Below are 25,017 nucleotides of genomic sequence, written 5' to 3' on the forward strand. Positions count from 1 at the left end.
TATTGCTCGACGTCAGAGGGGTACCGCTTGCAAGGCTTGCCCTGGGCGGAAAGCTTTGTTTGCAGCTTGAACATCGGCTGGCCCCACAGAGTAAATGCTCTGCTCGGCGCCGAATCGGACGGCTGTGCAGAGAAGTTGAAAGCCAAGGCGCTCAAGAAGTCGGACTGAGGCGGCATTGGCCGATTGGGTTTCGGCGACGAGTCGGCGAAGGCCAAGCGAACCGAAGGCATGAACCATCACTTGGCGAACAGCAGCAGAAGCATGACCTTGGCCCCAATACTCAGGAAGGAGGAGATAGGAGACTTCGAGGTCTTCGAGCTCATGGTGCCGATCGAGCACAACGATGCCCAAAAGTGCTGCACTGCCTGTTCGCTCACGGATGGCCCAAACCTGATCCGACGGCTGTGCCAGCTCGCTTGCTCGCTGATCGGCCCATTGAGGCTTGAGCGGGCCTCCCAGAAAGGAGCGCACTTGGCGATCGGAGAACAGCCGGGCAAGCGCCGGAAGATCAGCGATTCGAATGGAATCCAGGACGCATGCATTTGAAACCATACAAATTGGCTCCTTGTCAGCGCATTGTTCACGACTTCGCGCCAAGATTTGAGCCTGCCGATGAGCCGGATCGCTGAAGCCTGAGTTTTTCTTTAGGGCTCGCCCGTGTCGGGCTCCAAGCGTGCCAGCAAGATCGCCAAGCTGCGGTCCAAGCTCGCCAGCTCGGCGGCGCTCAAGTCGGCAAGGATCTGCCGTTCATTGTCCAAATGCGCCTCTACCGCCTGGTCGATCAAGGCCAGGCCCGCTGCTGTCAGCTGCACCAGCACGCTGCGCGCATCTTCTGGGTTAGGCAATCGCTGCACCAGTTCGCGGCTCTCCAGGCCGCGCATGCGGTGCGTCATGGTGCCGGACGTGACCATCAGCGTCGAGAACAGCGCTGTGGGCGCCAGGCAATAAGGCGCGCCGGAGCGGCGCAAGGTGGCCAAGACGTCGAACTCCCAGGCACTAAGCCCGAATTGGCTGAAGGTCTCCTCCAGACGGCGCTGCATCAAAGCCGAGCAACGGCGCAAGCGCCCGATCGGCCCCATGGGGCTGGCGTCCAGGTCGGGCCGCTCGCGCGCCCACTGGCCCAGGATCTTGTCTACCGCATCGCCACTGCCTGCCTTGGGCCTCGTCATGATCAGGGTCTCGCATTTATCTTGACTTCAAGATTATCTCACCGGACAATTTATCTTTAATTCAAGACAGTTTTCCTGCATGAGCCGCGCGCCCGCCCACCAACGCATCACCGATACCGCCCTGACCGCCCTCGCCCCGCTGATCTGGGGCTCGACCTATATCGTCACCACCGAGTTGCTGCCGCCGGGTCTGCCAATGACGGCGGCCTGCATACGCACCCTACCCGCCGGACTCTTGCTGGTGCTGCTGTGCCGGCAGTTGCCAGCGCGCGGCGATTGGCTGCGTCTGCTGGTGCTGGCCTTGCTGAACATCGGCGCCTTCCAGGCCCTGCTCTTTGTGGCGGCATATCGGCTGCCGGGTGGGCTGGCGGCGGTGATTGGCGCGACCCAGCCGCTGCTGGTGATGGGCTTGGCCTGGGGTGTGGGCAAACAGGTGCCGGCGCTTTCGGGTGTAGCGGCCAGCCTTATCGGCGTGGCCGGCATGGCGGCGCTGCTGCTGGCGCCGGGCCTGCGCTTTGATGCCACCGGCATTGCGGCCGCTGCGGCCGGCGCGGTCTGCATGGGTTGCGGCACCTTTTTGACGCGGCGCTGGCGCTTGTCGCTGTCGGTCTTGAGCCTGACCGGGTGGCAGCTGCTGCTGGGCGGCTTGATGCTGACACCCTTGGTCTTCTTGCTGGACCCGCCGTTGCCGCATTTGAGCGCCACCCATTGGGCGGCCTATGCCTATCTGAGCTTGTTCGGCAGTCTGCTGGCCTACGGGCTTTGGTTTCGCGGTGTGAAGCGGCTGAGTCCGGTGGCAGTGTCTTCGCTGGGGCTTTTGAGCCCGCTGGCGGCGGTCTTGCTGGGTTGGGCGTTGCTCAACCAGGCGCTGCGCGGGCAGGCCTTGGCCGGCTTGGCCGTGGTGCTCTTGAGCGTGCTGGCGGTGCAACTCAGCGCTGCACGCTAGGCAAGCCCCGCTTGACAGCTCCGGGTCGGCTGGACAAGCTCTCTACAGTCGAGGGAGCCGCTGGGGGAGCGCAAGGCATGGAGTATTCGTTCAACTTTCAGATGGGCCAGATCCACGCCCTGCTGGCGTGGTGCAGCGTCATCATTTTTCTGGTGCGCGGCCTGGCCTATCAGTTCGGCGCTGAATGGGAACTCGACAGCCGCCTGAGCGTGCTGGTCTTTGGCATCGACTTCTTGCTCACCATCACCGGCCTGAGCCTGTGGGCGCTGCTGCGCTTCAACCCGATGTACGACGGCTGGCTGATGGCCAAGCTGATCGGTCTGGCCTGCTACACCTTTTTCGCGCACTGGGCCATGAGCCGTAACGCCTTCCATCTGCAGAGCTATCTGCTGGCCCTGCTCTCGCTGGCCTACATGATGGGCGTCTCGATGACCCGCAGCCCCTGGTTGGGGCTGTAGGGATCATTCGAGATTTGGAGGCGACCGCCGATCAGTAAGCCGTCCAACCACCATCCGTCGCATAGGTCGCGCCGGTCAGGTTGGAGGCTTCGTTCGACAGCAAGAACAGCATCACCGCCACCTGCTCACCCACCGTCGCCGGGCGGCGCTTGGAGTCGGCATAAGCCATGATGCTTTGCGTCTTGATGCTGCCCATCTTGGGGCCCTTGGCGGCCTTGCTGGCGGCCATCACCAACTCGGTGGCGCGCGAAACCATCGGCGTATCGGTCGCAGCCATATTGACCGAATTGACGCGAATGCCATAGGGCGCGTAGTCGATCGCGGCATTGCGGGTCAAACCGGTCACTGCGTGCTTGCTGGCCACATAAGCCGGGTTGCCCGACAAACCGGTCAGGCCGGCGATGGAGCCCACATTGACGATGGCGCCGCCACGGCCTTGGGCCACCATTTGCTTGAGTTCGGCGCGCATGCTGCGGAACACACCGGCCGAGTTGCTCAGGAAAACACGGTCCCAGTACTCGTCCGACGCTTCATGGATGGGCGCGAAGATCAGCGACTTTTGCTTCTCATAGTCGATGGCGTCGCCCGAATACACGCCGTCCATCACGCCGGCGTTGTTGATGGCCATATCCAGGCCGCCGAAGGTATCAACGGCCGTTTTGACCATCAAGTCACAGGTCTTGGTTTCACCCACATGGCCCGGCACGAAGACGGCGCGGCCGCCAGCGGCACGGATGCGTTCAATGACTTTGGCGCCCAGCTCGGGGATCCAGTCGACGCCCACGACATTGGCGCCTTCGCGTGCGGCGCGAATCGCAGCGGCCTCACCCATGCCACGGGCACAGCCGGTGATCAGGATGGTCTTGCCCTTGAAGCGATCCGGCGTGAACTGGTCTTTGGGCACCGGCTCGAAATCCTTGACGCCGACACCGGCCTGTGGCCCGCCTTGAAACTGGGCCGAAGCCCCGGTAGCGGCGGCGCTGGCGGCGGCCAACACGGCCACGCTCTTCATCAAATCACGACGTTCCATCTCAAACTCCCTTTGCGTGTGGAAAAAACTGATCAATAGCCGATGCGGACAAAAAACATGGTGCTGATCCAAGGGCTGGAATGGCTGCCCAACCCTTGATCAATCGCCCGGCCGGCATAGGTGGCGGCCACATGGCCTTGGAACATGATGTTGCGGTTCAAGAAGTACTTGGCCGTCAGGTTCAGCTCGGTGCCGAGTTGCTTGGACTGCAGCATCGACAAGGCCGGGTTGCCGCCCAGATTGGTCAAGGAATCCGCCCGGAAGATCCAATACTGCGGCACCAGCTCGATATTGGCTTGCGGCTTCAAGCGCGCTTGCAGGCGGTGGGCAATCAGATTCGAGTCCTGGAAGATTTTGAAATGGTTGATGCCCTGCACCCAGGTCTCGCCATTGCCGCCGGAAAGCAAGGGGTCCCAACGCTCGAAACGCGTGGTGTCGGCCTTGTCGCCGGTGAAGCGGGCATAGCGATAGCTGAGGGTGGGCGACCAAGCCGCCTTGGCAAACACATAGCCCAGTTCGGTGGTGTAGCCCAAGGCTTCCATGTCAAATTTGCTGTGGGTCTGACGCGCAAACTCAGCGGCAATGAATGGGCCAGCACCGCCGGTGGGCGCCGGCTGCCAGCGCACGCGGAAGTCCAGCGCCCGCAGGCCTTCGCGCTTGAGCTGGCTGGTGGTGGTGTAGTAAGAACCCTGCGACTTGGGCACCTGCAAGGCGGTGAAGCCCAGGCTGAAGTCGTTCAGCGCCGTGGTTTCAACATTGATGCCCCGGATCTGCGTCTTGGAGTCCACCTCGGGGATTTCGTCGGGGTCGACATGGAAGGCTTCGAGCTTCCAGTCGTTGTAGGCGAAGCGCGCCAACCAAACCTGATCGCCGGCCCAGCGTGGGTTGGACTGCAGCGCCGCGCGGTTCAAGCCATTGCTGGCGGTGTTGACGAGCAACATGCCCTCGCCGATGCTGAAGCGCTGGCGCCCGCCCGACAGGTTGTAGACAAAACGATCCCCTTGTGCGGAGGTGCTGCCGCCGACCAGGCCGACGAAGGCGTCTTCCATCGCCACATGACTGCGGGTCTTGTCGGTGAACAACTCCTGCCCCACCGAGCCGCTGGCGATGACGCTGGCGCCGCCATAGGCGTAGACGGTGTCGCTCAGCGGCGTGATGCCGTAAAGCCCGGCATGCACAAAGCCTTCCAGCCATTGGCTGTATCCCTTGCCGGCCGGCTTGCCCACCGCAAAGGGGTTGCCATTCAGCATCAGATCGTCGCGGCCGAACCAGGCACTGTTATTGCCGTAGTACATGCCCAAGGTTTCCAGCTTGGCGCGCAGCAAGCTGCCATTGGCTTGGTACAGATTGGGGAACTGCGGGGCTGCAGCCACCGAGGCCGCTGCAGTACCGGCTTGTTTGAGCGTTACGTCCAACTGCAAGACCACGCCGCCGGTGGCGCCATTGCGCACCTCGTGCGCGACCGACTGGATCTCCGGCACGCGAGACAAGCGCGCCAAAGCAGCGACCAAACGGTCTTCAGAAAAACTGCTGCTCGGATAGGCGGCCAGCGTGCGGCGGACCAAGTCCTCGATGCGTGAGTTCAGTGCGCTATCCGCACTCGGGTTACTGATCAAAACCTGAACCGTCTCGATGCGCTGGTTGGCAAAGGGTTCGGTTTTGACCTGTGCCAGCGTCGTGAGGGGGGCCGCCAGGCCGCACAACAGGGCCAGGGCTGAAAGTCGGAAGGTGCTTTGCATAAGGGTCAAAGGCAGATGAATGCGCAGCGCCACCGGAGCTTCGGCGGCGCTCTTTGACCCTCAGCCTAACAGAGCATCTTGACGTTCGCCAGACTCCTAGCAATGCGTCCTCAGATGGGCTTCAAGCCGAAGCGGCAGCCTTCGGCTCGGTGATCAAGCGGCGCAAGAAGGGAATCAACAGCACCAACAGCACGCCCACCGCCACACTGCCCAAGCCCAGCTGGGTGAACAGCAGGCTGTAGGCCGGGTTGCTGACCAAGGCTGATGTTTCTGGCGGCTGGGCCACCATGCTGGAGAAGTCGGCCGCGAACAGGGAGGCAAGACCTGTCACCAGCATCCAGCTGCCCATCATCACGCCCTGGTATTTGCGCGGCGCCAGGCGGCCGATCATGGCGTAGCCCACCGGCGAGATCAGCAGTTCGCCGACGCTTTGCAGCACATAGCTGGTGAACAGCCAGACAAACGCCACCTGGCCGTTGGCATCGGCCAGCGAGATGCCCAGCGGCAAGGCCAGAAAGCCCAGGCCCATCAGCAATAGCGAGGCCGAGAACTGCTGCGGCACATCCAACGGCCAGCCACGCTCCCGCAAGCGCGCAAACCAAGCGGCCAAGAGCGGCCCACCGATCACGATCACCAGGGTGTTGATGTTCTGCACCCATTGCGGCGCCACCTTCACACCCCAGAGTTCCAGCTTCACATTGCCCACGGCAAACAGCTGCAGGCCGTTGGGTGCCATCTGGTAGAGCGACCAGAACATCAACGAACCCAGGGTCAAGATCAGATAGGCCCACATGCGCTTGCGCTCGGCCGCGTCGGGGTGCTTGATGGTCAGGTACAGCAAGGAGGCAGCCACCGCCGCGCACACCCACTTGAGCATCGCGCCGGTGTCCTTCGGGTTTTGCAAGAGCATCCACAGCACCGGCACCAGGCCGATCAAGATGGCCATGCCGACCGCAAAGCGCAGGCGGAACTGCGTCGGGCTGACTTGCATCAGCGGCGTGTCCAGATCGGCCAGCGCCTTCCAAAAGATCAGCGACAAGACGATGGACAAAGCCCCACCCAGCGTGGCGAACAGGAACAGGCTGCTGTAGCTTTCAGTCAGCTGGTAGTGACCGGCCACGCCGAAGCCGACGAAGAAGCCGATATTCATACCGGCGTAGTTCCACAGAAAGGCACTCTCGCGGCGGCTGTCTTCCGGCGCATAGCGCTGGGTCAGCATCATGTTCAGGCAGGTCACGTTCAGGCCGCTGCCGACCAGGAACAGGGCCAGGCCCCAATAGAGCAAGTCAGAGGTGCCACCGGCAATCGCCGCGCAACCCAGCACCTGCAGCACCATGCCGCCGACAAAGAGATTGCGGTTGCTCAAGAAACGCCCACCCAGATAGCCGCCGAACAAATGCAGGCCGTAGTTGAAGGCGCCGAACACGCCCATCATCATCGAGGCCTTCTCCGAGGCGAAGCCCAGATGCTTGGTCACATACAGCACCAGGCTGGAATACAGCACCGCATAGGCCAGCGTGGCAAAAATCTGAACAAAAAACAGAACGCTGGCGCCTTGCGGGACCTTGGCAGGATGGGCAATGGGGGTGGACAAGATGGCTCCAGAAATGGGCAGGGCGCGGTGCGGCGCAAAACGTAGCCGCAGCAGGCAAGAAGCAAGCGGAGAAATCATAGCGGCGCACCTGCCCGCACTGCAGGCGAGGAAACCCGCCGATCAAGGGCCGGGCGCAGACCTGCAGCTAGACCGGGGACTGCGAGCCCAGTTGACCCAGCAATTGCCGACAAAGCGCCATCGCCGCGTCGAACTCCAAACGGCTCAAGGCTTCATCCAGGGCTTCGAGCCAGCCGCCCAACACAAGGCCATAACGCGCTTGCAAGACGGGCAGAAACTGCAAGGCCTCCATATCGGAGTCGCGCAACAGGTCCAACAAGTCTTGCAATTGCGCCTGCAGGTCCTGTCGCTCGGAGGCAGTCAGTCGTTCCATGGCAAGCTGAGCTTCAGGCCGCGCGTTCAGTGGGGCCGCCGCCAACACATCGGCGGCGCTTGCGGTTTGAACGGGAGGCTGCATGGCGGCATGCATCTGCTGTGCCAGACGCTGCAATCCCGGGCCCGCTTGCGACATGGTGTGCAGAATCGCTTCGACCCCAGCGCGCCAAAGCGGCCCCTCGGTCGCGGCGCTATCCGCTGAGGCGCTGGCCGCGGCACGCTCACCCAGCCCTGCCTCGTCCGCCAGGCGCTGAGCTCCCAAGGTGGCCGCCAACCCTTTGAGCGTGTGCAGCAGAAGCCTTGCGGCGGCTGCATCGCCTTGATCCAACAGGCTGCGAAGCTGCGTCTGCATGGCCGGCAGATCGACGGCGAAATTGCGCAACATGCGCTGGTAGACGGCGGGCTTACCACCCATCCGGCCCAGCGCGGCAGGCAAATCCACTTCGGCCGCTGCGGCCGCAGCCAGCCAATCCGGCGGTAGGTCTGCGCTCTGCTCCAACGGGCGCGTCGCCGCCAAGGCGGACAGGGACCGGCCGGATTGCACGCGCAAGACCCGCACCAACTCATCCAGGTCAAAAGGCTTGGCCACATGATCGTTCATGCCGGCATCCAGGCAGACTTGGCGGTCGGAGCTCATGGCATTGGCCGTCATGGCCACAATCGGCAGGTCCCGCAGGCCCAGCCGCTCACGCACCTGCCGGGTGGCCGTCAAGCCGTCCATCACCGGCATCTGCAGATCCATCAAGACCACATCAAAGGCCTCGGGGTCGCGGGCCAGCACGTCCAGCGCCTGCTGGCCATCGCCGGCCAGCTGAACGCTCGCCCCTTCGTCACGCAGCAACTCGCTGGCCACTTGCTGGTTGTTGATGTTGTCCTCCACCAAGAGCAAGCGCAAGCCGAGCAGGCGCTGTTCTTGAGTCGCGCCCGAGCCGGACGATCCCTCCGCCCTGAAGCCCTTCGAATGCAAGCCTGCGTTTGCCACCGCATCGAACAGCATGGAGGCGGTGATGGGCTTGACCAGATAGCCGGCCAGCACGGCCTGCTCGCTGGGCTCACGCTGGGCCAGTTGTTCGCGGTCTTGCGCGGTCACCATGACGATCAAAGGCGAAGCGCCCGCCAGATTCAGAGCGCGAATCGCTGCAATGGTTTGCCATCCATCCATGCCCGGCATCTGCCAATCGACGAACAAGGCCTGGTAGGGCGGTGCTGCAGCAGCCGCCCGTGCCTGCAGCAGCGCAATCGCCTCCTCACCGCTGGCCGCCAGATCCACCGTCCAGCCTTGCGCCACGCACAAGCGTTCCAGCACCTCGCGGCAGAGCGCGTTGTCGTCCACCACCAAAGCGCGGCGTGAACCCGGCTCTGCGCGCAAGCGCTGCCGCTGCTGAGGCTCCGCCTCAAGCCCAGGCGGCGTTTTCACCTTCGGCAGCGTCAAACTGAACTCAAAGCAACTGCCTCGCCCCAGCTCACTGTGCAAGCTCAGCTCTCCGCCCATCAAAGCCACCAAGCGCTGGCTGATGGCCACGCCCAGGCCGGTGCCACCAAAGCGGCGGGTGATGGAGGCCTCGGCCTGGGTAAAGCCAGCGAAGATGCGCGCCTGATTTTCGGGCGCAATGCCGATGCCGGTGTCACGCACCGCGAACCTCACCCGCACAAACTCGGCATCTTGCGCCAGGGCTTGGATCGTCAAGACCACCTCACCCTTTTCGGTGAACTTGATGGCATTGCCGCTCAGGTTCACCAAGACCTGCTGCAGTCGCATCGCGTCGGCCACCCAGTCATTCGGCAAGCTGGGGTCGATATCGAACAGCAGTTCGAGTTTTTTGCTGCCGACATTGCTCGCAAGAATCACCGCCAGATCACGCAGCAACTGGTCCAGCTTCATGGGCTGCGGGTCCAGGCTCATCTTGCCGGCTTCGACCTTGGAGAAATCCAGAATCTCATTGAGCAAGCCCAGCAAGGCACGCGCCGCGCCTTCGGTCTTGACCGTGTAGTCCGCCTGGCGCTCGCTCAACGCTGTTTTTCGCAAGAGCGTCAACATGCCCAGGATGGCATTCATCGGCGTGCGAATCTCGTGGCTCATATTGGCCAAGAACTGGCTCTTGGCCTGATTGGCCCCCTCGGCCGCTTGCTTGGCTTCGAGCAACAAGGCCTGGGCTTGATGATGCTCGCTGGTGTCCCAGTTGACGCCCACCATGCGCAATGGGCGGCCGGCTTCATCGCGTTTGATCAAGGCAGAGCCCCGAATGTGATGAACGCTACCGTCTGACCAGATGATGCGGAACTCGTTCGCAAAAGGCCGCCGCCCCTCCAAGGCCATTTGAATCGCGGCCTCGGCATCCGCCCGATCCTCGGGATGCAAATGGCGCGCCCACAAATCGTAGGGCCCCAGAGCCTCGGTCGGGGACAGGCCATAAAGCCGGTACATCCAGGCATCCCACTTCAAGCTGCCCTGCACCAGGTCATAGTCCCAGATGCCGATGCCGCCGCTGTCGGTCGCCAACTTGACCAAGGAGTGCGCTTCTTCCAGCGCCTTGCGCTCATTGACCCGCTCGGTGACGTCTTGAAAGGCGCCCACCACCCGAACCACGCGACCCTGCTCGAATTCGCTGTTACCGACAGAACGCACCCAGATGGAACGCCCATCGCGCAGGATCTGCCTGAGCTCCAGATCAAAGCCTTGGCGCTTATGGATGGCGCTCTCAAAGGCTTGCTGAATCAGCGGCTTCGACTCCGGCGCATAAAAGGCAAAGGCCTCGTCCATGCTGGGTGTATAGCCGGGGGGAAGTCTGTGGATGCGGCAGGTTTCGTCCGACCAGTAAATGCGTTCATTGAGCAGATCCACCTCCCAGCCGCCCACGCCGGCGAGTCGACCGGTTCGGTCCAAAAAGGCCTGACTGGTGCGCAAGGCCTCTTGCTGAGCCAAGGCTTCGCTGACGTCTTCGACCGTGCCGACGAAGGCCAGCACCTGTCCGCCGGCATCGAGTTGACGCTTGGCAAAGGCCCGCACATGACGTTGAGTGCCATCGGGCAGTTGCACCCGGAACTGCCCCTCCATATCGCGCGGCTCGGCCAAGGCTTGTGCCCACTGCGCGGCGATCACGGCGCGATCATCGGGGTGGACCACATCCGTCCAGGCCAGGCCTTGTCCCCGCCGCAGGCCAAAAATGCTCAGCAACCGTTCATTTGCATAGGTGAACTGACCCTGGGTGTCGATTTCAAACACACCGATCGGCATGCTCTCGCTCAGCGCACGAAAGCGCGCTTCGCTCTCGGCCATCTGGCGCGAGACTTGTTTCACCGCCCGCAAGGCTCGGCGGCCCTCCAGGGCCTGCGCCGCCGCGAGAGCCAACTCGCGCAAGACCTGGCGCTGACTCTCGGTCAAGCGCTTGGGCTGGCGATCGATGACGCACAGCGTGCCAATGCGCGAGCCATCACTGAGCTTGACCGGTGCACCGGCGTAAAAACGAATGTCAGGCTGGCTGGCGACCAAGGGGTTGTCGGCAAAGCGCGGGTCGTCCAAGGCGTCCGGCACTTCAAACAATTCATCACCCAAGACCGCATGGGCGCAAAACGCCAGATCGCGCGGCGTCTCGCTCACGCCCGGCAGACCAATATTGGCTTTGAACCATTACCGCTCGGTATCGATCAGGCTGATCAGTGAAATCGGCACGCCGCAGACCATCGACGCGGCACGCACCAAGGCGTCGAACTCGGCCTCGGGGCCGGTGTCCAAGACCTCCAAACTCCTCAGGGCGGCCAGGCTGGCCGCCTCATCATCACGCAGCGGAGCAGATTGCATAGGCGCGGATTCCTGGGCGAGAACGAGCGTCAACTATGCCTGATGAAGGCCGGCTTGGGCGGCTCTTCCAACCTTAAAATTCGGGCCATCATGTCCTCGATCGCCTCCAACCCAACCACCCCTAACGCCGGGCCAGCTGAAATCCTGGAATTTGCGGGCAGCCGCTGGCTGGTACGCCGCCCCAAGCCCTTTGTCTTGGTCTTTGAGGGGGAAGCGTGCGTCGACGGCAGTACCAGCAAGGCCGCCACAGCGCCTTGCGACTATCTGCACGACAAGCTGCTGGACCCGGCCTGCCGCGAGGCTTTTTACCAACTGGTAGACGCCACCGGCCTGGTGGTCTGCCTGAATGTGGCCACCCATCACCCGAGCTACCGCGATGTACGCGGCCGCTCCAGCAAGGGACGGCTGAGCCAGGGCGAGTACTACCACCACGACGGCTGCTCGGGCCCGACCAAGCCTCGCTTTGTCGAGATCCGCTGCCCGATCCAGCCACAAACCCGCGGCATCGCCACGGCGGTCGCGCCCCACCATGCGGTGGTGGCGGCCATGGTGCAGGTACTACCGGCCGAGCTGGCCGCCACGCCCGCGCTGGCCGAAGCCCTAACCGGGCAAGACCTGACACCCGCCGGCGTCGCCGCCATGAGCAACGAAGCGCTGGACCATCTGCAAGGCCTGATCACCCGCACCGTGCGCCGCAAGCTCGACGCCGAGGGCGCGCGCGCCTACTTCCGCGCGGTGGACCGGGCCGCCGATGCCTATTTCGAACCCTGGCAGCTGGGCGAGAGCCGCTTCATCGCCAATGCCAACGCTGGCGTGACCATGCAGCATCGCCGCGCCTACCAGCAGGTGCACAGCGGCGGCGTGGCCAACGGCCACCTGGTCAAGCGTTGGACGAATGAAGAACTGCTGCTACCGGGCCAGACCGTGGATGCGGCCTTGATTGAGGCGCTGTGCCGCGAGGAAGCGGAGGGCCCCAGCGAGAGGGGCGAGAGCGACCAACCAGAGCGCAGCTGCTACCTCGGCGCCCATTGAGCCTGTTCACCTCGACCGGCGCTCAGGTTGACGGGTTTCGATACAGGGCCGTCAAACTGGCCACCAGTTGCACCGGGCCGAAGGGTTTGGCGATGAACAGATCCGCGCCGCTGGCCTTGGCACCTTCTTTGATCTGATCCACCGGCTTGGCGCTAACGAGCACCACCTTGGGAGCCGCATCACCACCGGCCGCCTTGATCTGACGGCAGGCCTCCAAGCCATCGATCGCGCCGGGCATCATGATGTCCATCAACACCATCTCGGGCTTCAAGCTAGCGGCCAAGGCCACCGCCGTTGTGCCATCACTGGCCTCAAACACCTCGAACATATCGGCCAGATCCAGCGTCGCATGCAGCAAGGCCAGGATGTCGGCGTTGTCGTCAACGATGAGTACTTTCTTCTTCGTCATGCGCGCACTCCCAACTGATCATCAATTCGACTCAAGCTGCTGGCAGGGTAGCGTATGGCTGGCTTGTCGACAACCAAGAGTTGCATTCCCGGCGCCGCGGAGAAGCCCAACAGCCCCGCAAGTCTGCGTCAAAGCCTCGATAAACTGGCGTCATGACGCCTTCCCGCTTCGCCTCCTACCTGAACCTGATCCGCTGGGATCGTCCCGCCGGCTGGTTGCTCTTGCTCTGGCCGACCCTGTGTGCACTGTGGATCGCCGCCGACGGTTTCCCGGGCTGGCATTTGCTGATCGTGTTCACGCTCGGCACGGTGCTGATGCGCTCAGCCGGCTGCTGCGTCAATGATGTGGCCGACCGAGATTTCGACAAGCACGTCAAACGCACCGCCAACCGCCCGGTCACCAGCGGCGCGGTCTCGGTGAAAGAGGCCTTGGCCTTGGGGGCAGGTCTTGCCTTGCTGGCCTTTGGCCTGGTCTTGACGACCAATGCGCCGACGATTCTGCTGTCCTTCGGGGCGCTGGCGGTCACCCTGCTCTACCCCTATGCCAAGCGGGTGCTGAACATGCCGCAGGCGGTGCTGGGCGTGGCCTTCAGCTTCGGTATCCCAATGGCGTTTTCGGCGGCCCTGGGCGGGCAGGATTGGAATTGGGCGGCCATTGACGCCGCCGTGCCGCTGACGGCCTGGGCGCTGCTGGTCGCCAATCTGTTTTGGGTGCTGGCCTACGATACCGAGTACGCCATGGTCGACCGGGATGACGACATCCGCATCGGCATCAAGACCTCGGCACTGACCTTGGGCCGCTTCGATGTGGCCGGGGTGATGGCCTTCTATGCGATTTATCTCGCCGCATGGACCGTCTTGGGTCTGCGTCTGGGCCTGGGGCAAGTCTTCTTGCTCGGCATGGGCATCGCGGCCGCGCAAGTCCTTTGGCACTACCTGCTGATCAAGGACCGCAGCCGCGAGGGCTGCTTCAAGGCCTTCCGCGAAAACCACTGGCTGGGTTTCACGGTGTTTGTGGGCACGGCGCTCGATCTCAGCCTGCGCTGAACAAAACGCGACCAGCGCTCCGTCGAGCGCTCAGGCACGGACGGTGGCAGGGGCCAGAGCGGCCCGCATGCCAAACCCGCCGACGTTCACTCAGGCTCGGTTGGCCTTGAGCAGTTCTTTCAAGGCCTTGCCTTCGGCGCGCTTGGCCCGGGTGGCGGCACGCTGATAGGACTCTTCGGCCTTGGCGCGCAACTCAACGGCCTTGGCCAAAGCGGCTTGGTACTTCTCGATCGTGTAGGTGTTCTCAGTGCCGATGTAGACACTGCGGCCCCGCGGCGCTGCACCATAACGCGGCAGCGACACGGCAAAGCTACAGTCCCGCACGCGGCTGCTGGCACGCTGACGCACGATAGGCCCGGAAATGCCAACCGGCAGATCGTTGCCCTTGTTGCCACTGGGCTTGCGCTGCAGCCGGGAGGGCGCAGGCAGCTTGGCAATTCGGCTCAACAGTTCTTTGGTGGCCAGGGCCAGCGCCGCTGCGGCACCGCTGCCGTCTTGCGAGTGGTCGGAGAAGAGTTTGGTGCCGCCATAACGCAGTTGCCAACCATGTGTGCTCTGGTGGTCAATGCGCTGGATGCATTGGGGAACAGCAAACTGTTCACCGCTAAAAATGACAATGTCGCGTGTTTTCATGAGATTCCTCAATACGGCTGATGAACCCCCCTAACTTGTAATTCTACGGCCAATTGTTTCTTTTTGTGCGGCCCCTAACGCGTCCAATAGTCGGCACAAAGGCTGCCAATTCAGGATTGAACAATTCCATCACACGTAACTGGGCACCGCAGCGGCTAAAAACCGAGTTGCGGGACCACAACATCTGGGGCGACGCCGCGGTGCCGGTGGCCGCCAACCACTGTTTCTCCATCTGCCGCCGGGTGTGGCCATAGCGGGCCAGTCGTACGGGCTGCAATTCGCTGCGGTGCACCCGAGGATCGGCGTAGAGCAAGTCAGCCAGCGGTCTGGGCCCCAAACCCTTGAGGGCCTGCCAGGGCCCGGCCAGGGCGCTGGAATGCAAACTGGAGCGCGCCCAGACCAGCGGCTGGCCATCGACGCGCAGAATCACCTCTCGCACCAGGGTGCAGCCGCGACGCGGGCGCCCCAAGGCGTCGAGTTCACGCGCCCGCAGTGGGGCGGTGCGCTGGCTCAACAACTGAACTTCGAAGCGATTGCCCAGCCGCGCCAGCCGACGGCTCAATGAACCGGGCGCGCGCAACCAAGCACGCAGACTGAGTCGACTGGCAAGCCCCATGGCTGCTTGATCCCGGGTCAGGCCTTGCCGGATTCGTCGCCGAGTTCGCGGGCGCGCTGCTGCGCGGCCTTGACGGCGCGTTGAATGGCCGGGCCGACCCCATCCGCCTGCAGGCTGCTGAGCGCTGCATAGGTGGTGCCGCCTTTGGAGGTCACACGTTCGCGCAAGGTGGCGGGCGACTCCGGCGATTGCTGGGCCAAGGCAGCCGCGCCGGCGCAAGTGGCGAGCGCCAGTTGGCGCCCTTGTTCGGCGTTCAAGCCCATCTCCATCGCCGCGGCTTCCATCGCCTCGACAAAGTAAAAAAAGTAAGCCGGGCCGGAGCCGGACAAGGCGGTGACGGCATCCAGATCCGACTCGCGCTGCAGCCACATCAGTTCGCCGGTGGGCGCCAGCACACGTTCGACCAGTTGCTTGTCCTGCTCGCTCACCTCGGGTCGGGCGTACAGACCGGCAATGCCGCGCCCGATCAAGGCCGGTGTATTGGGCATGGCGCGCACGATGCGCGCCGCACCACAGGCGGCCAGCAAAGCATCGCTGCGAATGCCGGCCATCACCGACAAATGCAGCGCTTGTGTCCCATAGGGCGCGCACGCTGCAGCAGCGTCAACAAACATCTGCGGCTTGACGGCCCACAGCAGCAACTCGGCGCGGGCCAGCGAGGCGTCGGCCTCGGCCAAGGCTTGCAAACCGAAGTCGGCCGCCAGCTTGGCACGCTGTGGCGCGAAGGGTTCCACCACGATCAGCCGATCGAGCGGATGCCCGCTTTCCAGCAGGCCTCCGATGATGGCACTGGCCATATTGCCACCGCCGATAAAGGCCAGCACGGGATGATTCATCTCAACGCACTCCTTCGGGCGCACTGGCAGGGGTCGAAGCCGGCTCGGCCGGCTGGGTGTGCACGACCACGCCGGGGGATAGAGAGATATCGCTCGCGACCGCCACCTTGGTCACGTAATGGCGAGTCTCACCAAAGCAGGAAGTTGGCAAGCCCACTTTCTCCTCGTAGTGCAGGGTGACGCGTTTGCCCATCACTTGCGTCAACTCCGCTGCGACCGCGTCATCGGCCACGGTGAACTGGAACTTCTCCACCGTCGAGCTGCCGGGGATGGACACCAGCGCCAACTCCCCCTCCCAGGTCTTGCAAACCCAGCCTTTCTTGGAGAGCTTCTGAATCCAGCCGGCACGCTCACCGGAGGAGTAGCTCCAGTTCAGGACGAAGTAGAAATAGCCGGTCGTCAACAAAGCGAGCAGCAACAAGGCCAGGACAACACGTTTCAGAGTCATGATGGAGAGAAGGGTTGCGGCCGCTGGCCGTGAGGCGCTGAGCGCGGATTCAGCGCCAAAAAAAATGCTGCGGCGGGCCCGAACAGCCCCGCCGTGAAGGCATCAAACAGGTTCACAGCCAGGCCAGGGATGCAAACGGGGGCGATGTTACCGCCCCAGGATCAAAAAGCCGGTCCCAGGACCAGATAGAAACTGGTGGCACCGTCCGAGGCGCGACCGGCGCCGAGGTAGAGCGGACCGACAAAGGTATCCAGCCCGACAAAGACCGCCAGCGACTTGCGCCAGTCCTGCGAATTCCCCCAGTACAGCGGCTCCCTGACGCGGCCCAGCTCCAAGGAAATGCCGCCATAGGCGCCCTCCAGCAATTGCCCTTGAGCCACGCGACGGTAATACATCAAGCGACCGAAAGCCATGCTCTGGCCCATCAACTGACCCGGGGCATAGCCCGACTGCTGCAAAAAGCCGCCCCACTGAAACTGGCTGTGCCCGGGGAGCGAGTCTTGGCCAAAGCGCCCGCCCCCCATCAAGGCCAAGTTGAAAGTGTTCTCTCCAAAGGAGTAGGCCGCCGAGACATTGGCGTCCCATTTGCTATAGGCCTCATCCGCCCCAAAACTCTGCATCGAACGATACAGATTGAGACCGCCCTGCCAACCCGAACGGGGGAACAGCACGCTGTCCAGCCGATCCATTTGCAGGCGAGCACTCAAGCCCGCCAAGCGCACGCTGTTGGCGCGCTGACCCTCAATGCTGGTGCCGGTGTCCAGGGACTGGTTCAGCTTGCCCTGGTGCGCGCCCAGCCGCAGCTCGCCATACTGATAAAAGTGCCGCCCGAGATCGAGGTTCGCTTGGCGGCCCACCAGGGTGAAGATCGCTTGTCGCGCATCACCGGCGTAGGCGGAAACCGAACGCCGAGACAGCACCAAGCTGGGCGCTACAAACCAGTCTTGGCGCGCATCCAGCGGCTGGAAAAACTCGCTCGTCAGCGTGTTGTTGTAGCCGAAGCGCACATCGGTGCGCCACTCCGCGCCGAGCGAGTTGATCCAGGTGCGCCGATAGGTGGCGAACAAATTGGCATGGGACTCACTGCCGAAGTCGCTGCTCATGCCCAAGCCAAAGCGCAGGTAGTTCGGTCCCCAGCTCTTCTCCTGCGCATCAACGGCCAGCACGCGCCCTTGCGATTCGCCCAGGATTCGGTAATTGACATGCTCGAAATCGCCGCTGCCGTAGAGCCGGCGCATGTCGGCATCCAGAACCTCCTGATCGATCGGCGCCTTTGCGGTCGTGAGCATCACCGAGGCGGCGGCTTCTGGGTTGACCCGCTTCAAATTGACGAAGCGCACCTCGTCAACCGGCCGCAAATCGGCGCTGAGCGGCGCTCTTTGCTGACGCCGCAGTTCCTCGTACTCTTGCGGCGAGACGGAGTAGCGGCTCAGTTGCTGGGCCACCAGACGAGCCGCAATCTCGCCCTTGGGTGAAATCTGGGTCAGATGGTCAAAGTCGGCGGTCGAAAAGTCACCCAGATCGGGAGAGATCAAGACATCGCCCGGCCGCAAAGAAGCCAGCGAGGCCTGCACATTCTGCTCGGTCAGAATGTTGAGCATCTGGTTGGCCACACCCAGGACACCATTGAGCTGTTCGCGCTTGAGCAAGGGCGTGCCCACATTGACGGCGATCACCACATCGGCCCCCAAAGCACGGGCGGCATCGACCGGCAGATTGCTGGTCAGCATGCCATCCACCAAGAGCAAGCCGCCAATTTCGGCCGGCGCCACCGCCCCGGGAACGGCCATGCTGGCGCGCATCACATTGGCAATATCGCCTTCGCGGAAGACCACCGGTTTGCCGGTGACCAAATCGGTGGCCACGGCACGGAACTGGATCGGCAAACGGTCAAAGTCACGGTAACCGCGCACCTTGGTGAGCTGGCGCAAGACGGTTTCCAGCTGCACCCCGGAGACAAAGCCCTTGGTCGCAATCGCCTCATCGGCACCCACGCCGATCTCGGGGCCGACATAGTTGAAGTAGTCGTCCTGCTTGCGCCGCATGGTCAGCTCTTTGCGTGGCGGCTTTTCCTTGAAGAGCTTTTCCACCGTGATGCTGGCGTTGACCGCGTCCATCTCATCCACGCTCATGCCAGTGGCATAGGCGCCGCCCACCAAAGCACCCATGCTGGTGCCGGTGATGCAGTCGATCGGCACCCGCAAATCCTCCAGCACTCGCAAGACACCGGTATGCGCCGCACCGCGCGCACCGCCACCGGACAAGACCAGACAGATCTTGGGGCGTTTGGCCTTGGCGGGCGAGTGCGACTCGGCGGACACGCTGCCTGTGGCCGCGAGCTGGGCCGAAGCGGGCTCGGCGTTTGCACGAGCGCCGGTCGCAGCCGAGGCCGTGCACAGCGCCAGCACGGCCAGCATCAGCGCCGAGCGACTGCGTCCACAAGAGTTCAGAACTGATGACATAGACATTTGAAGGGCGAGCGGATGAGGGTCATGGTCTCGGTGACGATCCTTGCATGCGCGGAGGGCCGGGTGGCGCTGCTTTAGCTGTAGCGCCACGCTCCGGGGCCTCTGGGGCTCGAATACGCGCCGAAAAGTCGCGCGCCTGATCGGCCGCCTGGGCGCGCGCATTGATGTGCGAGCGGCGCTGCAACTCCGGCAGGTCGATGCCCGGTTCGGTGTCCAGCATGCCGAGTTCAAACAAATACTCGGGCACATGACCGCTGGCGATGATCTTCCAACTCAAGGGCAGTTGGGCCGGGTAAATGCGCGCATTCAGCCAGATATTGGTCGTGCAGTTGGTAAACAGGCTGTTGTAGAAGGCTGGCTTCTCCTTCAACTCGTTCATATGCCGCAGGTATTCAAGGAACAAGCGGCGGCCGCCTTCGAGGCTGCCCTTGAGGCGGTAGACATAGACGTCTTCCGGCGGGTCTTGGCGATAGTTGCTGCGCACCCGGATCAGGTCGCGCTCATCGCCGACGGCATAGAACAACTCGAATTGCCGGAAGAAGCCCTTCAAGGTCGAGTAACCCTCCCCCTTCTCCGTACGGGTTTCGATGGAGATGGCCAGATGCTGGCCGTCCGAGAAGGCAAAGCTCAGGAAGACATGGGCGATGTGAGGGCCCATCCAATAAGACGTGACCAGATCAATACCCTCGAACTGGCTCAGATCGAATCGCCGGTCTTCGTAGGCCGGAGTGAAGTCCAGCTCGCTGCGGTAATCAAAGTTACGCACATCATGGACGGTCACGCTGTTGCCGTTGATGGTGGCGAAGGGCGTGCGGGCGACTTCGTCGCGCCAGTTGCGATCATTCGAGGGCTTTTGTTCAAGAAACAGCAGCAGGCTGAGCAGGAACATGGTCGCAAAGGCCGCCAAGCCCACGCGCCGCCACAGTGGCCGCAGCGGCCGCACCATCGGCAGCAAACCCCAGAGCGCCAAGCCGAGGCCAAGCGCCAAGCCCAGCATGCAGGCATAACGCAAATACAGATCGGCCGGCCCGGTCAGCGCCAGAGCCAACAAAGCCCAGGCCGCGCAAAGGAGCAACAACAAGGCCAGCAACACGCGCCCCAGACGCTCCACCACCGTCATGACAAGCTTCCGATGCTGGGGAGCGCGTGCGATGAAGACATGCTGTGATCCTGTGGTGGGCCAAAAACAGCCCCGTCTTTGCTCAAATATGACTCTGACATGACGTCCAAATCAAGCGGATGAAAAAGCGGGGCATCATAGACGGGCACCGCAGGGTGCAGTGCCCCCCGATGGTTGGCGTCAGAAATTCTCTGGAATGAAGCGGAAGGGGTAATCCGTCTCCTGGTAATCGCCGCGCTTCTGGCGCTTGGGCAAAACCACTTTCTCACGTGGCAGGGCCTCGTAGGGAATGCTGCGCAGCACATGCTGGATGACATTGAGCCGGGCACGGCGCTTGTCATCGGAATGCACGGCAAACCACGGCGCCCAAGGCGTGTCGCTGGCCTTGAACATCTCGTCACGGGCGCGGGAATAGTCATACCAGCGGCTGTAGGACTTCAAGTCCATCGGCGAGAGCTTCCAGAGCTTGCGGCCATCCTCAATGCGATCGGTCAAACGCCGGGTCTGCTCTTCAGGGCTGACCTCCAACCAGTACTTCAAGAGAATCACACCGGAGGCCACGATGGCTTTCTCGAAGGCCGGCACGATGGCCAGGAAATCTTTCGACTGCTGCTCGGTGCAAAACCCCATCACCCGCTCGACGCCGGCCCGGTTGTACCAACTGCGGTCAAAGATCACCACTTCGCCGGCGGCCGGCAGGTGCTGAACATAGCGTTGCACATACATCTGGCTCTTCTCGCGATCGGTCGGCGCGGGCAGCGCCACAACCCGGAACACGCGTGGGCTGACCCGCTCGGTCAGCGCCTTGATGGTGCCGCCTTTGCCGGCGCCATCGCGCCCCTCGAACACGATGCAAACCTTCAGCCCGTGGTGCTGCACCCACTCCTGCAGCTGCACCAACTCGATGTGCAGCTTCTCCAGGGCTTTGTCGTAATCGCGGGCGGAAACCGCAGGGCGAGGCCCTGGCGCTTGTTGCGACTGCACCGCGGCCTCGCTGCCACTGGCCGACGCCAAGCCGCCAAGTTCGCGGGCTGACGCGGCTTTGGCAGATTCGGCGGGCTTGCGCCTTGCACTACTTTTCTTCACGGCCACCATGGCGGTCTCCTGCACTGGGTTTCTTTATCAATACCAAGCTGCATCAAGCTTCGGGAGCGCCAAGACGATCACCGAAACGCTCTCGCAGGCGATCCACCACTTGCCCGACGATGGCCAGGGCCTGCTCCGGCCCCAGGAGTTCAATCGCCCTGGCCTGATCGGAGTAGTGCATCATCAACAGACCGCGCAGCTTGGCGAAAGACGCCAGCTTTTCCTTGCCACAGACACTGATATCGCCATGCAAGACGCGCTCGATCACGCCGGGTTGGATCAGGGGCACTTCGCACATCATGGCCAAGGTGGCGATTTCCTTGTCAATCTCTTCGAAATGCAGGGCCCAACGGCCGGTACGGTAATTGGATTCGGCAGACATCTCGACACTCCTGGGTTGTAAATCGAAGCCAGCATTCCTTGCAGGATGGCAGGAAAGTGCGGCACCCGCATGACGCCACTCTAACGCCTGCTCGACCCAGGCCGCTCCAGACTTGTTCGCTTCACAGGCCTTGAGACCGGTCACTGCGGTGGCCGCCTTGTTGGCCGGTTATGCTCCACCAGCCTTGAACGGGCCTTGAAACCGACACGGTCACCGCCGTTGCATTCTCAACCTCATCGCGACAACACATGCACACAATGCCTGCACCCGCCATGGAGCCCTTGACCGGCTACCGCGAACTGCCCAGCACCACCATGCTGGAACGCGCCCAAGCCAACTACCAGAACCTGCTGCGCCGCCGCACGGTACGAGACTTCGACAGCCGCCCCGTCGACCGCGCGGTGATCGAGCAGTGCCTGCTCGCCGCCGGCACCGCGCCCTCGGGCGCCAACCAGCAACCCTGGCACTTCGTCGTCATCACCGACGCGGAGCGCAAGGCGCAAATCCGAGTCGCCGCCGAAGAGGAGGAGCGCAGCTTCTACAACGGCCGTGCACCGGAAGAGTGGCTGCGCGCCCTGGCGCCGCTGGGCACCGACCAGAACAAGCCCTTCCTGGAAGAAGCACCGCTGCTGATCGCGATCTTTGCTCAGAAGTACGGCATCGACGCGCAGGGCGAACGCTTCAGCCACTATTACGTGCCCGAGTCGGTGGGCATCGCCACCGGCTTCTTGATCAGCGCGCTGCATGACGCCGGCCTGGCCACGCTGACCCACACGCCCAGCCCGATGGGCTTCTTGAGCAAGCTGTGCGGCCGGCCCGAATCGGAGAAGCCGGTGATTCTGCTGGTGGTGGGTCACCCAAAGCCCGACTGCCAGGTGCCGGTGCATGGCGGCATCAAGAAACCCCTGGAAGCGATCAGCACCTGGCTGTAGGTCTGTCGAGCTAGGCCGAAGGCTCTAGACCTGAAGCAAGGGGAGCGTCGAGCCGTGCATGGACAATGGGGGAGACCATGAGCCCTTTAGTCCCCCTTCCCCATCTGCACACCGAAACGCTGTTGACCGTCTATCAGATGGTGGCGGCCTTGATGACTGTCGTTGCCATCAGCAGCGCTTGGCAGACACGCGGACGCTATGGACTCTGGTACTGGGCCGGTGCCTTCGCCGTTGTGGCGCTGGCTCAGCTGATCCGCAGCACTGGCATCGCGCTGGGCGGACCACCCAGCATGCTGAACATCGGTCATGTCGGCGGCGTCCTGTCCAGCGCCCTGGTGCTCTTGGGTGTGCGCGCCTTCCTCGGCCTGCCGCTGCGCGCAAGGCCCGTGATCGTGCTGACCGGCCTGGCCGCCATGACGGCCATGGCCTTCGCGCTGCTGAGTTTGCCGGGCTGGATGTCCTTGTCGCTGACCTTGCTGGTCAGCGCGGCGCTGCGCCTGTGGGCCGTGCCCCCGCTGGTGCGCGCCTGGCGGCGCGACGGAGGCTTCCCCCTGCTATTGATGCTGCTCGACATGGGCTTTTGGGTGCTGGTCTGTGTCTTGCGCGCCGGCTCTTCCACGCCCTGGTTTGCGGGCTCGGTTGAGCTTTCCAAGCTCGTCAATGCGCAGTGGCTGTTGCTCTTCATCGCCTTGCTGATGGTGCAGGCCTTGGCCATTCTGTTGCTGATCAACAGCGAGTTGCAGCGCAGCCTGTGGGCCTTGGTTGAAATCGACCCCTTGACCGGCTTGCTCAACCGACGCGGCCTGAAAAACCGCCTGGGGCGCTTGCGCGGGCGCCAGAGCGACAAGCCCGACGGGGCGGGCCTGGTGGTGGCCATGGTCGACTTCGACCACTTCAAATCCATCAATGACCGCTTTGGCCATGCCGCTGGCGACGCCGTGCTGCGCGGCTTGGGCCATCTGCTGCTGAGCCATGTACGAGCCAACGATCTGGCCGTGCGCATGGGCGGCGAAGAATTTGCGGTGGTGTGGCAAGACGTCGATGCTGATGTCGCCCTGAACCTCGCTGAACGCCTGCGCCAGAGCGTGGCCGAGGCCCAGTTCGACACCCCGGCCGGCCCGATTCAAGCCACGGTCAGCATTGGCGTCGCCATGCCCCGCAGCGAAGCCGAGGATCTGGACGCGCTGCTGGGCCGGGCCGATTCGGCGCTCTACAAAGCCAAGCGCGAAGGCCGCAACCGGGTCGAACAGGCGTTTTAGGCGCAGCCGGGACCAAGACCTCGCGCTGCGGCTATGCTTAGCTGTAGGGACAAGACAAAACAAGGCATGTATTCGCTTCGAAAAAAGCTGCTTCTCGCCACCGCTCTGATCTTCTCTGTCGCATCGTTGGTGATACTTTTGGCGGCCCGTTTGATCGTTGCAGACGCCATGGCGCAAGAAACCTTGCGCGCAGGCGAACGCAGCGCGTCTTTGCTTTCGGCAGCGCTTGCCCCCTTGTTGGCAGAGTCCGATCTGGCCGGGGTGGATGAGCTGGGCCAGTCCTTGGTGCTTCGCGGTGACTTCACCCATCTGCGGGTCGTCGATAGCCAAGGCAGACAAGTCGCCTCAGCAGGGCAGCTGAACCAGCAGGAAGCCAAGACCTTTGAACGGCCGTTGCAGCTGGGAACCCGCAGCTACGGTCAGGCTGAGTTTGGCATTCATCGTATTGGCGAGCGCCAAGCTGCGCGCCAAGTGTTCTGGCAATTGTTGGCGGTCTGTCTGGGCACTTTGCTGCTGGCTGCGGGGCTGCAGGTGCTCTTGTCCCGTGTCTTGACAGCGCGTCTGGCCGATCTGCACCAGGGCGCGAACCGCATGGCGGCCGGCGAGAGTCGGGTGCAGATTGAGGTCAAGGGCCAGGACGAACTGGCCCGTGTGGCGCAGGCATTCAATCAAATGTCTTCGACCTTGTCAGAGCGCTTCGAAGCCCTCCGGACTGCGGAGCGCGGCTTGCAAGAAGCCAACGAAGCCTTGGAACGACGCGTGGCCCTGCGCACCGAACACCTGGAGGACGCGTTGAGGAAGTTGCACCGGGCCCAGGCCGAACTGGTCGAAGCTCAAAAGCTCGCCTCGCTGGGCGCCCTGGTCGCCGGCATTTCACATGAACTCAACACCCCGATCGGTAACGCCGTCACCAGCGCCTCCACCCTGCAAAGCTTGCTGCATGAAACCACCGACCTGGTGCAAGCGCAACAGGTCTCGCGCCGCAGACTGACCGAGGCGCTAGCGCAAGGCGAGCAGATGGCCAACTTGGTGCTGCGCGCCACCCAGAAAGCGGCCGAACTGATCAGCAGTTTCAAGCGAGTGGCGGTGGACGACAGCTCCGAACAGCGACGGGTGTTCGATTTGAACGCCGTGCTTCGGGACTTGGTGCTGAGCTTTGGACCTTCACTGAAACACAAGCCCTGGCAGATCGAGCTCGATGTGCCCGAGGGCATTGAGATGGACAGCTATCCCGGCCCCGTCGATCAAGTGATTGGCAATTTGATTCAGAACGCCGAACGCCATGCTTTCAAAGGGCAAGACGCCGGCCTCTTGAGTATTCGCGCCCACGTCAGCGCCGACGGCGAACAAGTGGAATTGCGCGTTGAGGACAATGGCCAGGGCATGAACAGCGAAACGCTGCCGCGCATCTTCGAACCCTTTTTCACAACCCAGCTCGGCCAAGGTGGCTCGGGCCTCGGACTGTCGATTGCGCATACGCTGATTTGCGGCTTGCTGGGCGGACAGATTGCGGTGCGAAGCGAACAGGGCCAAGGGACTTGCTTCACCATCACCCTGCCGCTCAAGGCCCCGCCGAGAAACACAGACAGCCGACCCGGCACCCTGCAGTAAACCCGAGTGCC

Annotated in this window: 23 protein-coding genes; 7 read left to right on the forward strand and 16 right to left on the reverse strand. The window is 63.0% G+C overall.

From position 1 onward, the window contains the following. Positions 1-12: 12 nt before the first annotated feature. Entirely contained in the window at positions 13-552 is a 540-nt protein-coding gene (locus tag ACOVRJ_RS04990) for a GNAT family N-acetyltransferase (RefSeq protein WP_422042796.1), read from the reverse strand. A gap of 92 nt (positions 553-644) precedes the next feature. After that, complete coding sequence (locus ACOVRJ_RS04995) at positions 645-1,169, reverse strand: MarR family winged helix-turn-helix transcriptional regulator (protein WP_422042797.1); 525 nt, start codon at positions 1,167-1,169, stop codon at positions 645-647. A gap of 79 nt (positions 1,170-1,248) precedes the next feature. On the opposite strand from ACOVRJ_RS04995, the gene ACOVRJ_RS05000 reads away from it, so the two are divergent. Further along, entirely contained in the window at positions 1,249-2,115 is an 867-nt protein-coding gene (locus tag ACOVRJ_RS05000; RefSeq protein ID WP_422042798.1) for an EamA family transporter, read from the forward strand. A gap of 77 nt (positions 2,116-2,192) precedes the next feature. Further along, on the forward strand, positions 2,193-2,573 hold the full coding sequence (locus ACOVRJ_RS05005; protein WP_422042799.1) for a SirB2 family protein: 381 nt from the start codon (positions 2,193-2,195) through the stop codon (positions 2,571-2,573). A gap of 31 nt (positions 2,574-2,604) precedes the next feature. On the opposite strand, the gene ACOVRJ_RS05010 is transcribed toward ACOVRJ_RS05005, so the two are convergent. The 5 genes from ACOVRJ_RS05010 to ACOVRJ_RS05030 form a co-directional block, all read right to left on the reverse strand. After that, positions 2,605-3,603 carry an SDR family NAD(P)-dependent oxidoreductase gene (locus tag ACOVRJ_RS05010; RefSeq protein ID WP_422042800.1) on the reverse strand — a complete coding sequence of 333 codons (999 nt, stop codon included), beginning with the start codon at positions 3,601-3,603 and terminating at the stop codon, positions 2,605-2,607. Positions 3,604-3,635: 32 nt separating this feature from the next. Beyond that, entirely contained in the window at positions 3,636-5,342 is a 1,707-nt protein-coding gene (locus tag ACOVRJ_RS05015; protein ID WP_422042801.1) for an alginate export family protein, read from the reverse strand. A 121-nt stretch (positions 5,343-5,463) separates the two neighbouring features. Next, positions 5,464-6,936 (reverse strand): peptide MFS transporter, encoded by a 1,473-nt coding sequence (locus ACOVRJ_RS05020; protein WP_422042802.1) that lies wholly within the window; start codon positions 6,934-6,936, stop codon positions 5,464-5,466. A 145-nt stretch (positions 6,937-7,081) separates the two neighbouring features. Next, on the reverse strand, positions 7,082-10,927 hold the full coding sequence (locus tag ACOVRJ_RS05025) for a PAS domain-containing protein (protein ID WP_422042803.1): 3,846 nt from the start codon (positions 10,925-10,927) through the stop codon (positions 7,082-7,084). Between the two features lie 30 nt (positions 10,928-10,957). Then, positions 10,958-11,128, reverse strand: coding sequence for a hypothetical protein (locus tag ACOVRJ_RS05030; protein ID WP_422042804.1), 171 nt, complete (start codon positions 11,126-11,128; stop codon positions 10,958-10,960). A 90-nt stretch (positions 11,129-11,218) separates the two neighbouring features. On the opposite strand from ACOVRJ_RS05030, the gene ACOVRJ_RS05035 reads away from it, so the two are divergent. Continuing rightward, positions 11,219-12,160, forward strand: a complete 942-nt coding sequence (locus ACOVRJ_RS05035) for a hypothetical protein (RefSeq protein ID WP_422042805.1) — start codon at positions 11,219-11,221, stop codon at positions 12,158-12,160. 22 nt (positions 12,161-12,182) lie between these two features. Here ACOVRJ_RS05035 and ACOVRJ_RS05040 read toward each other — a convergent pair whose 3' ends face one another. Continuing rightward, positions 12,183-12,569, reverse strand: a complete 387-nt coding sequence (locus ACOVRJ_RS05040) for a response regulator transcription factor (protein ID WP_422042806.1) — start codon at positions 12,567-12,569, stop codon at positions 12,183-12,185. Between the two features lie 152 nt (positions 12,570-12,721). Between ACOVRJ_RS05040 and ubiA the strand changes: the two genes are divergently transcribed. Continuing rightward, the gene (gene ubiA / locus ACOVRJ_RS05045) at positions 12,722-13,615 is read left to right on the forward strand and encodes a 4-hydroxybenzoate octaprenyltransferase (RefSeq protein ID WP_422042807.1); all 894 of its coding nucleotides are present in this window, start codon (positions 12,722-12,724) and stop codon (positions 13,613-13,615) included. A gap of 90 nt (positions 13,616-13,705) precedes the next feature. On the opposite strand, the gene ACOVRJ_RS05050 is transcribed toward ubiA, so the two are convergent. From ACOVRJ_RS05050 to ACOVRJ_RS05085, 8 genes are all read right to left on the reverse strand, one after another. Next, entirely contained in the window at positions 13,706-14,248 is a 543-nt protein-coding gene (locus ACOVRJ_RS05050) for a hypothetical protein (RefSeq protein ID WP_422042808.1), read from the reverse strand. Between the two features lie 43 nt (positions 14,249-14,291). Next, the gene (locus ACOVRJ_RS05055; protein WP_422042809.1) at positions 14,292-14,864 is read right to left on the reverse strand and encodes a chorismate--pyruvate lyase family protein; all 573 of its coding nucleotides are present in this window, start codon (positions 14,862-14,864) and stop codon (positions 14,292-14,294) included. Positions 14,865-14,881: 17 nt separating this feature from the next. Beyond that, entirely contained in the window at positions 14,882-15,700 is an 819-nt protein-coding gene (gene proC, locus ACOVRJ_RS05060; RefSeq protein ID WP_422042810.1) for a pyrroline-5-carboxylate reductase, read from the reverse strand. A 1-nt stretch (position 15,701) separates the two neighbouring features. Beyond that, positions 15,702-16,148: a hypothetical protein gene (locus ACOVRJ_RS05065; RefSeq protein ID WP_422042811.1), complete on the reverse strand. Its 447-nt coding sequence runs from the start codon at positions 16,146-16,148 to the stop codon at positions 15,702-15,704. 161 nt (positions 16,149-16,309) lie between these two features. Next, the gene (locus ACOVRJ_RS05070) at positions 16,310-18,610 is read right to left on the reverse strand and encodes a patatin-like phospholipase family protein (RefSeq protein ID WP_422042812.1); all 2,301 of its coding nucleotides are present in this window, start codon (positions 18,608-18,610) and stop codon (positions 16,310-16,312) included. A 28-nt stretch (positions 18,611-18,638) separates the two neighbouring features. Next, positions 18,639-19,736, reverse strand: a complete 1,098-nt coding sequence (locus ACOVRJ_RS05075) for a DUF4105 domain-containing protein (RefSeq protein ID WP_422042813.1) — start codon at positions 19,734-19,736, stop codon at positions 18,639-18,641. A gap of 180 nt (positions 19,737-19,916) precedes the next feature. Next, the gene (gene ppk2 / locus ACOVRJ_RS05080; protein WP_422042814.1) at positions 19,917-20,831 is read right to left on the reverse strand and encodes a polyphosphate kinase 2; all 915 of its coding nucleotides are present in this window, start codon (positions 20,829-20,831) and stop codon (positions 19,917-19,919) included. Between the two features lie 43 nt (positions 20,832-20,874). Then, the gene (locus tag ACOVRJ_RS05085; RefSeq protein ID WP_422042815.1) at positions 20,875-21,204 is read right to left on the reverse strand and encodes a hypothetical protein; all 330 of its coding nucleotides are present in this window, start codon (positions 21,202-21,204) and stop codon (positions 20,875-20,877) included. Between the two features lie 257 nt (positions 21,205-21,461). Between ACOVRJ_RS05085 and ACOVRJ_RS05090 the strand changes: the two genes are divergently transcribed. From ACOVRJ_RS05090 to ACOVRJ_RS05100, 3 genes are all read left to right on the forward strand, one after another. After that, a complete protein-coding gene (locus tag ACOVRJ_RS05090) occupies positions 21,462-22,136 on the forward strand; it encodes a nitroreductase family protein (RefSeq protein WP_422042816.1) in 675 nt (224 codons plus the stop codon). Between the two features lie 77 nt (positions 22,137-22,213). Further along, positions 22,214-23,395, forward strand: coding sequence for a GGDEF domain-containing protein (locus ACOVRJ_RS05095; RefSeq protein ID WP_422042817.1), 1,182 nt, complete (start codon positions 22,214-22,216; stop codon positions 23,393-23,395). A 66-nt stretch (positions 23,396-23,461) separates the two neighbouring features. Beyond that, entirely contained in the window at positions 23,462-25,006 is a 1,545-nt protein-coding gene (locus ACOVRJ_RS05100; RefSeq protein WP_422042818.1) for a sensor histidine kinase, read from the forward strand. Positions 25,007-25,017 lie beyond the last annotated feature (11 nt).

Origin of the sequence: Roseateles sp., from assembly GCF_049240545.1 — a bacterium.
Lineage (GTDB): Bacteria > Pseudomonadota > Gammaproteobacteria > Burkholderiales > Burkholderiaceae_C > Paucibacter_A.

Coding starts and splice junctions, on each gene's coding strand:
- ACOVRJ_RS05055 (WP_422042809.1), bottom strand. CDS start 14,864: ATGGGGCTTGCCAGTCGACTCAGTCTGCGTGCTTGGTTGCGCGCGCCC.
- ACOVRJ_RS05040 (WP_422042806.1), bottom strand. CDS start 12,569: ATGACGAAGAAGAAAGTACTCATCGTTGACGACAACGCCGACATCCTG.
- ACOVRJ_RS04990 (WP_422042796.1), bottom strand. CDS start 552: ATGGTTTCAAATGCATGCGTCCTGGATTCCATTCGAATCGCTGATCTT.
- ACOVRJ_RS05070 (WP_422042812.1), bottom strand. CDS start 18,610: ATGTCATCAGTTCTGAACTCTTGTGGACGCAGTCGCTCGGCGCTGATG.
- ACOVRJ_RS05030 (WP_422042804.1), bottom strand. CDS start 11,128: ATGCAATCTGCTCCGCTGCGTGATGATGAGGCGGCCAGCCTGGCCGCC.
- proC (WP_422042810.1), bottom strand. CDS start 15,700: ATGAATCATCCCGTGCTGGCCTTTATCGGCGGTGGCAATATGGCCAGT.
- ppk2 (WP_422042814.1), bottom strand. CDS start 20,831: ATGGTGGCCGTGAAGAAAAGTAGTGCAAGGCGCAAGCCCGCCGAATCT.
- ACOVRJ_RS05075 (WP_422042813.1), bottom strand. CDS start 19,736: ATGACGGTGGTGGAGCGTCTGGGGCGCGTGTTGCTGGCCTTGTTGTTG.
- ACOVRJ_RS05010 (WP_422042800.1), bottom strand. CDS start 3,603: ATGGAACGTCGTGATTTGATGAAGAGCGTGGCCGTGTTGGCCGCCGCC.
- ACOVRJ_RS05085 (WP_422042815.1), bottom strand. CDS start 21,204: ATGTCTGCCGAATCCAATTACCGTACCGGCCGTTGGGCCCTGCATTTC.
- ACOVRJ_RS04995 (WP_422042797.1), bottom strand. CDS start 1,169: ATGACGAGGCCCAAGGCAGGCAGTGGCGATGCGGTAGACAAGATCCTG.
- ACOVRJ_RS05000 (WP_422042798.1), top strand. CDS start 1,249: ATGAGCCGCGCGCCCGCCCACCAACGCATCACCGATACCGCCCTGACC.
- ACOVRJ_RS05065 (WP_422042811.1), bottom strand. CDS start 16,148: ATGACTCTGAAACGTGTTGTCCTGGCCTTGTTGCTGCTCGCTTTGTTG.
- ACOVRJ_RS05005 (WP_422042799.1), top strand. CDS start 2,193: ATGGAGTATTCGTTCAACTTTCAGATGGGCCAGATCCACGCCCTGCTG.
- ACOVRJ_RS05050 (WP_422042808.1), bottom strand. CDS start 14,248: ATGAAAACACGCGACATTGTCATTTTTAGCGGTGAACAGTTTGCTGTT.
- ubiA (WP_422042807.1), top strand. CDS start 12,722: ATGACGCCTTCCCGCTTCGCCTCCTACCTGAACCTGATCCGCTGGGAT.
- ACOVRJ_RS05015 (WP_422042801.1), bottom strand. CDS start 5,342: ATGCAAAGCACCTTCCGACTTTCAGCCCTGGCCCTGTTGTGCGGCCTG.
- ACOVRJ_RS05095 (WP_422042817.1), top strand. CDS start 22,214: ATGAGCCCTTTAGTCCCCCTTCCCCATCTGCACACCGAAACGCTGTTG.
- ACOVRJ_RS05035 (WP_422042805.1), top strand. CDS start 11,219: ATGTCCTCGATCGCCTCCAACCCAACCACCCCTAACGCCGGGCCAGCT.
- ACOVRJ_RS05090 (WP_422042816.1), top strand. CDS start 21,462: ATGCCTGCACCCGCCATGGAGCCCTTGACCGGCTACCGCGAACTGCCC.
- ACOVRJ_RS05100 (WP_422042818.1), top strand. CDS start 23,462: ATGTATTCGCTTCGAAAAAAGCTGCTTCTCGCCACCGCTCTGATCTTC.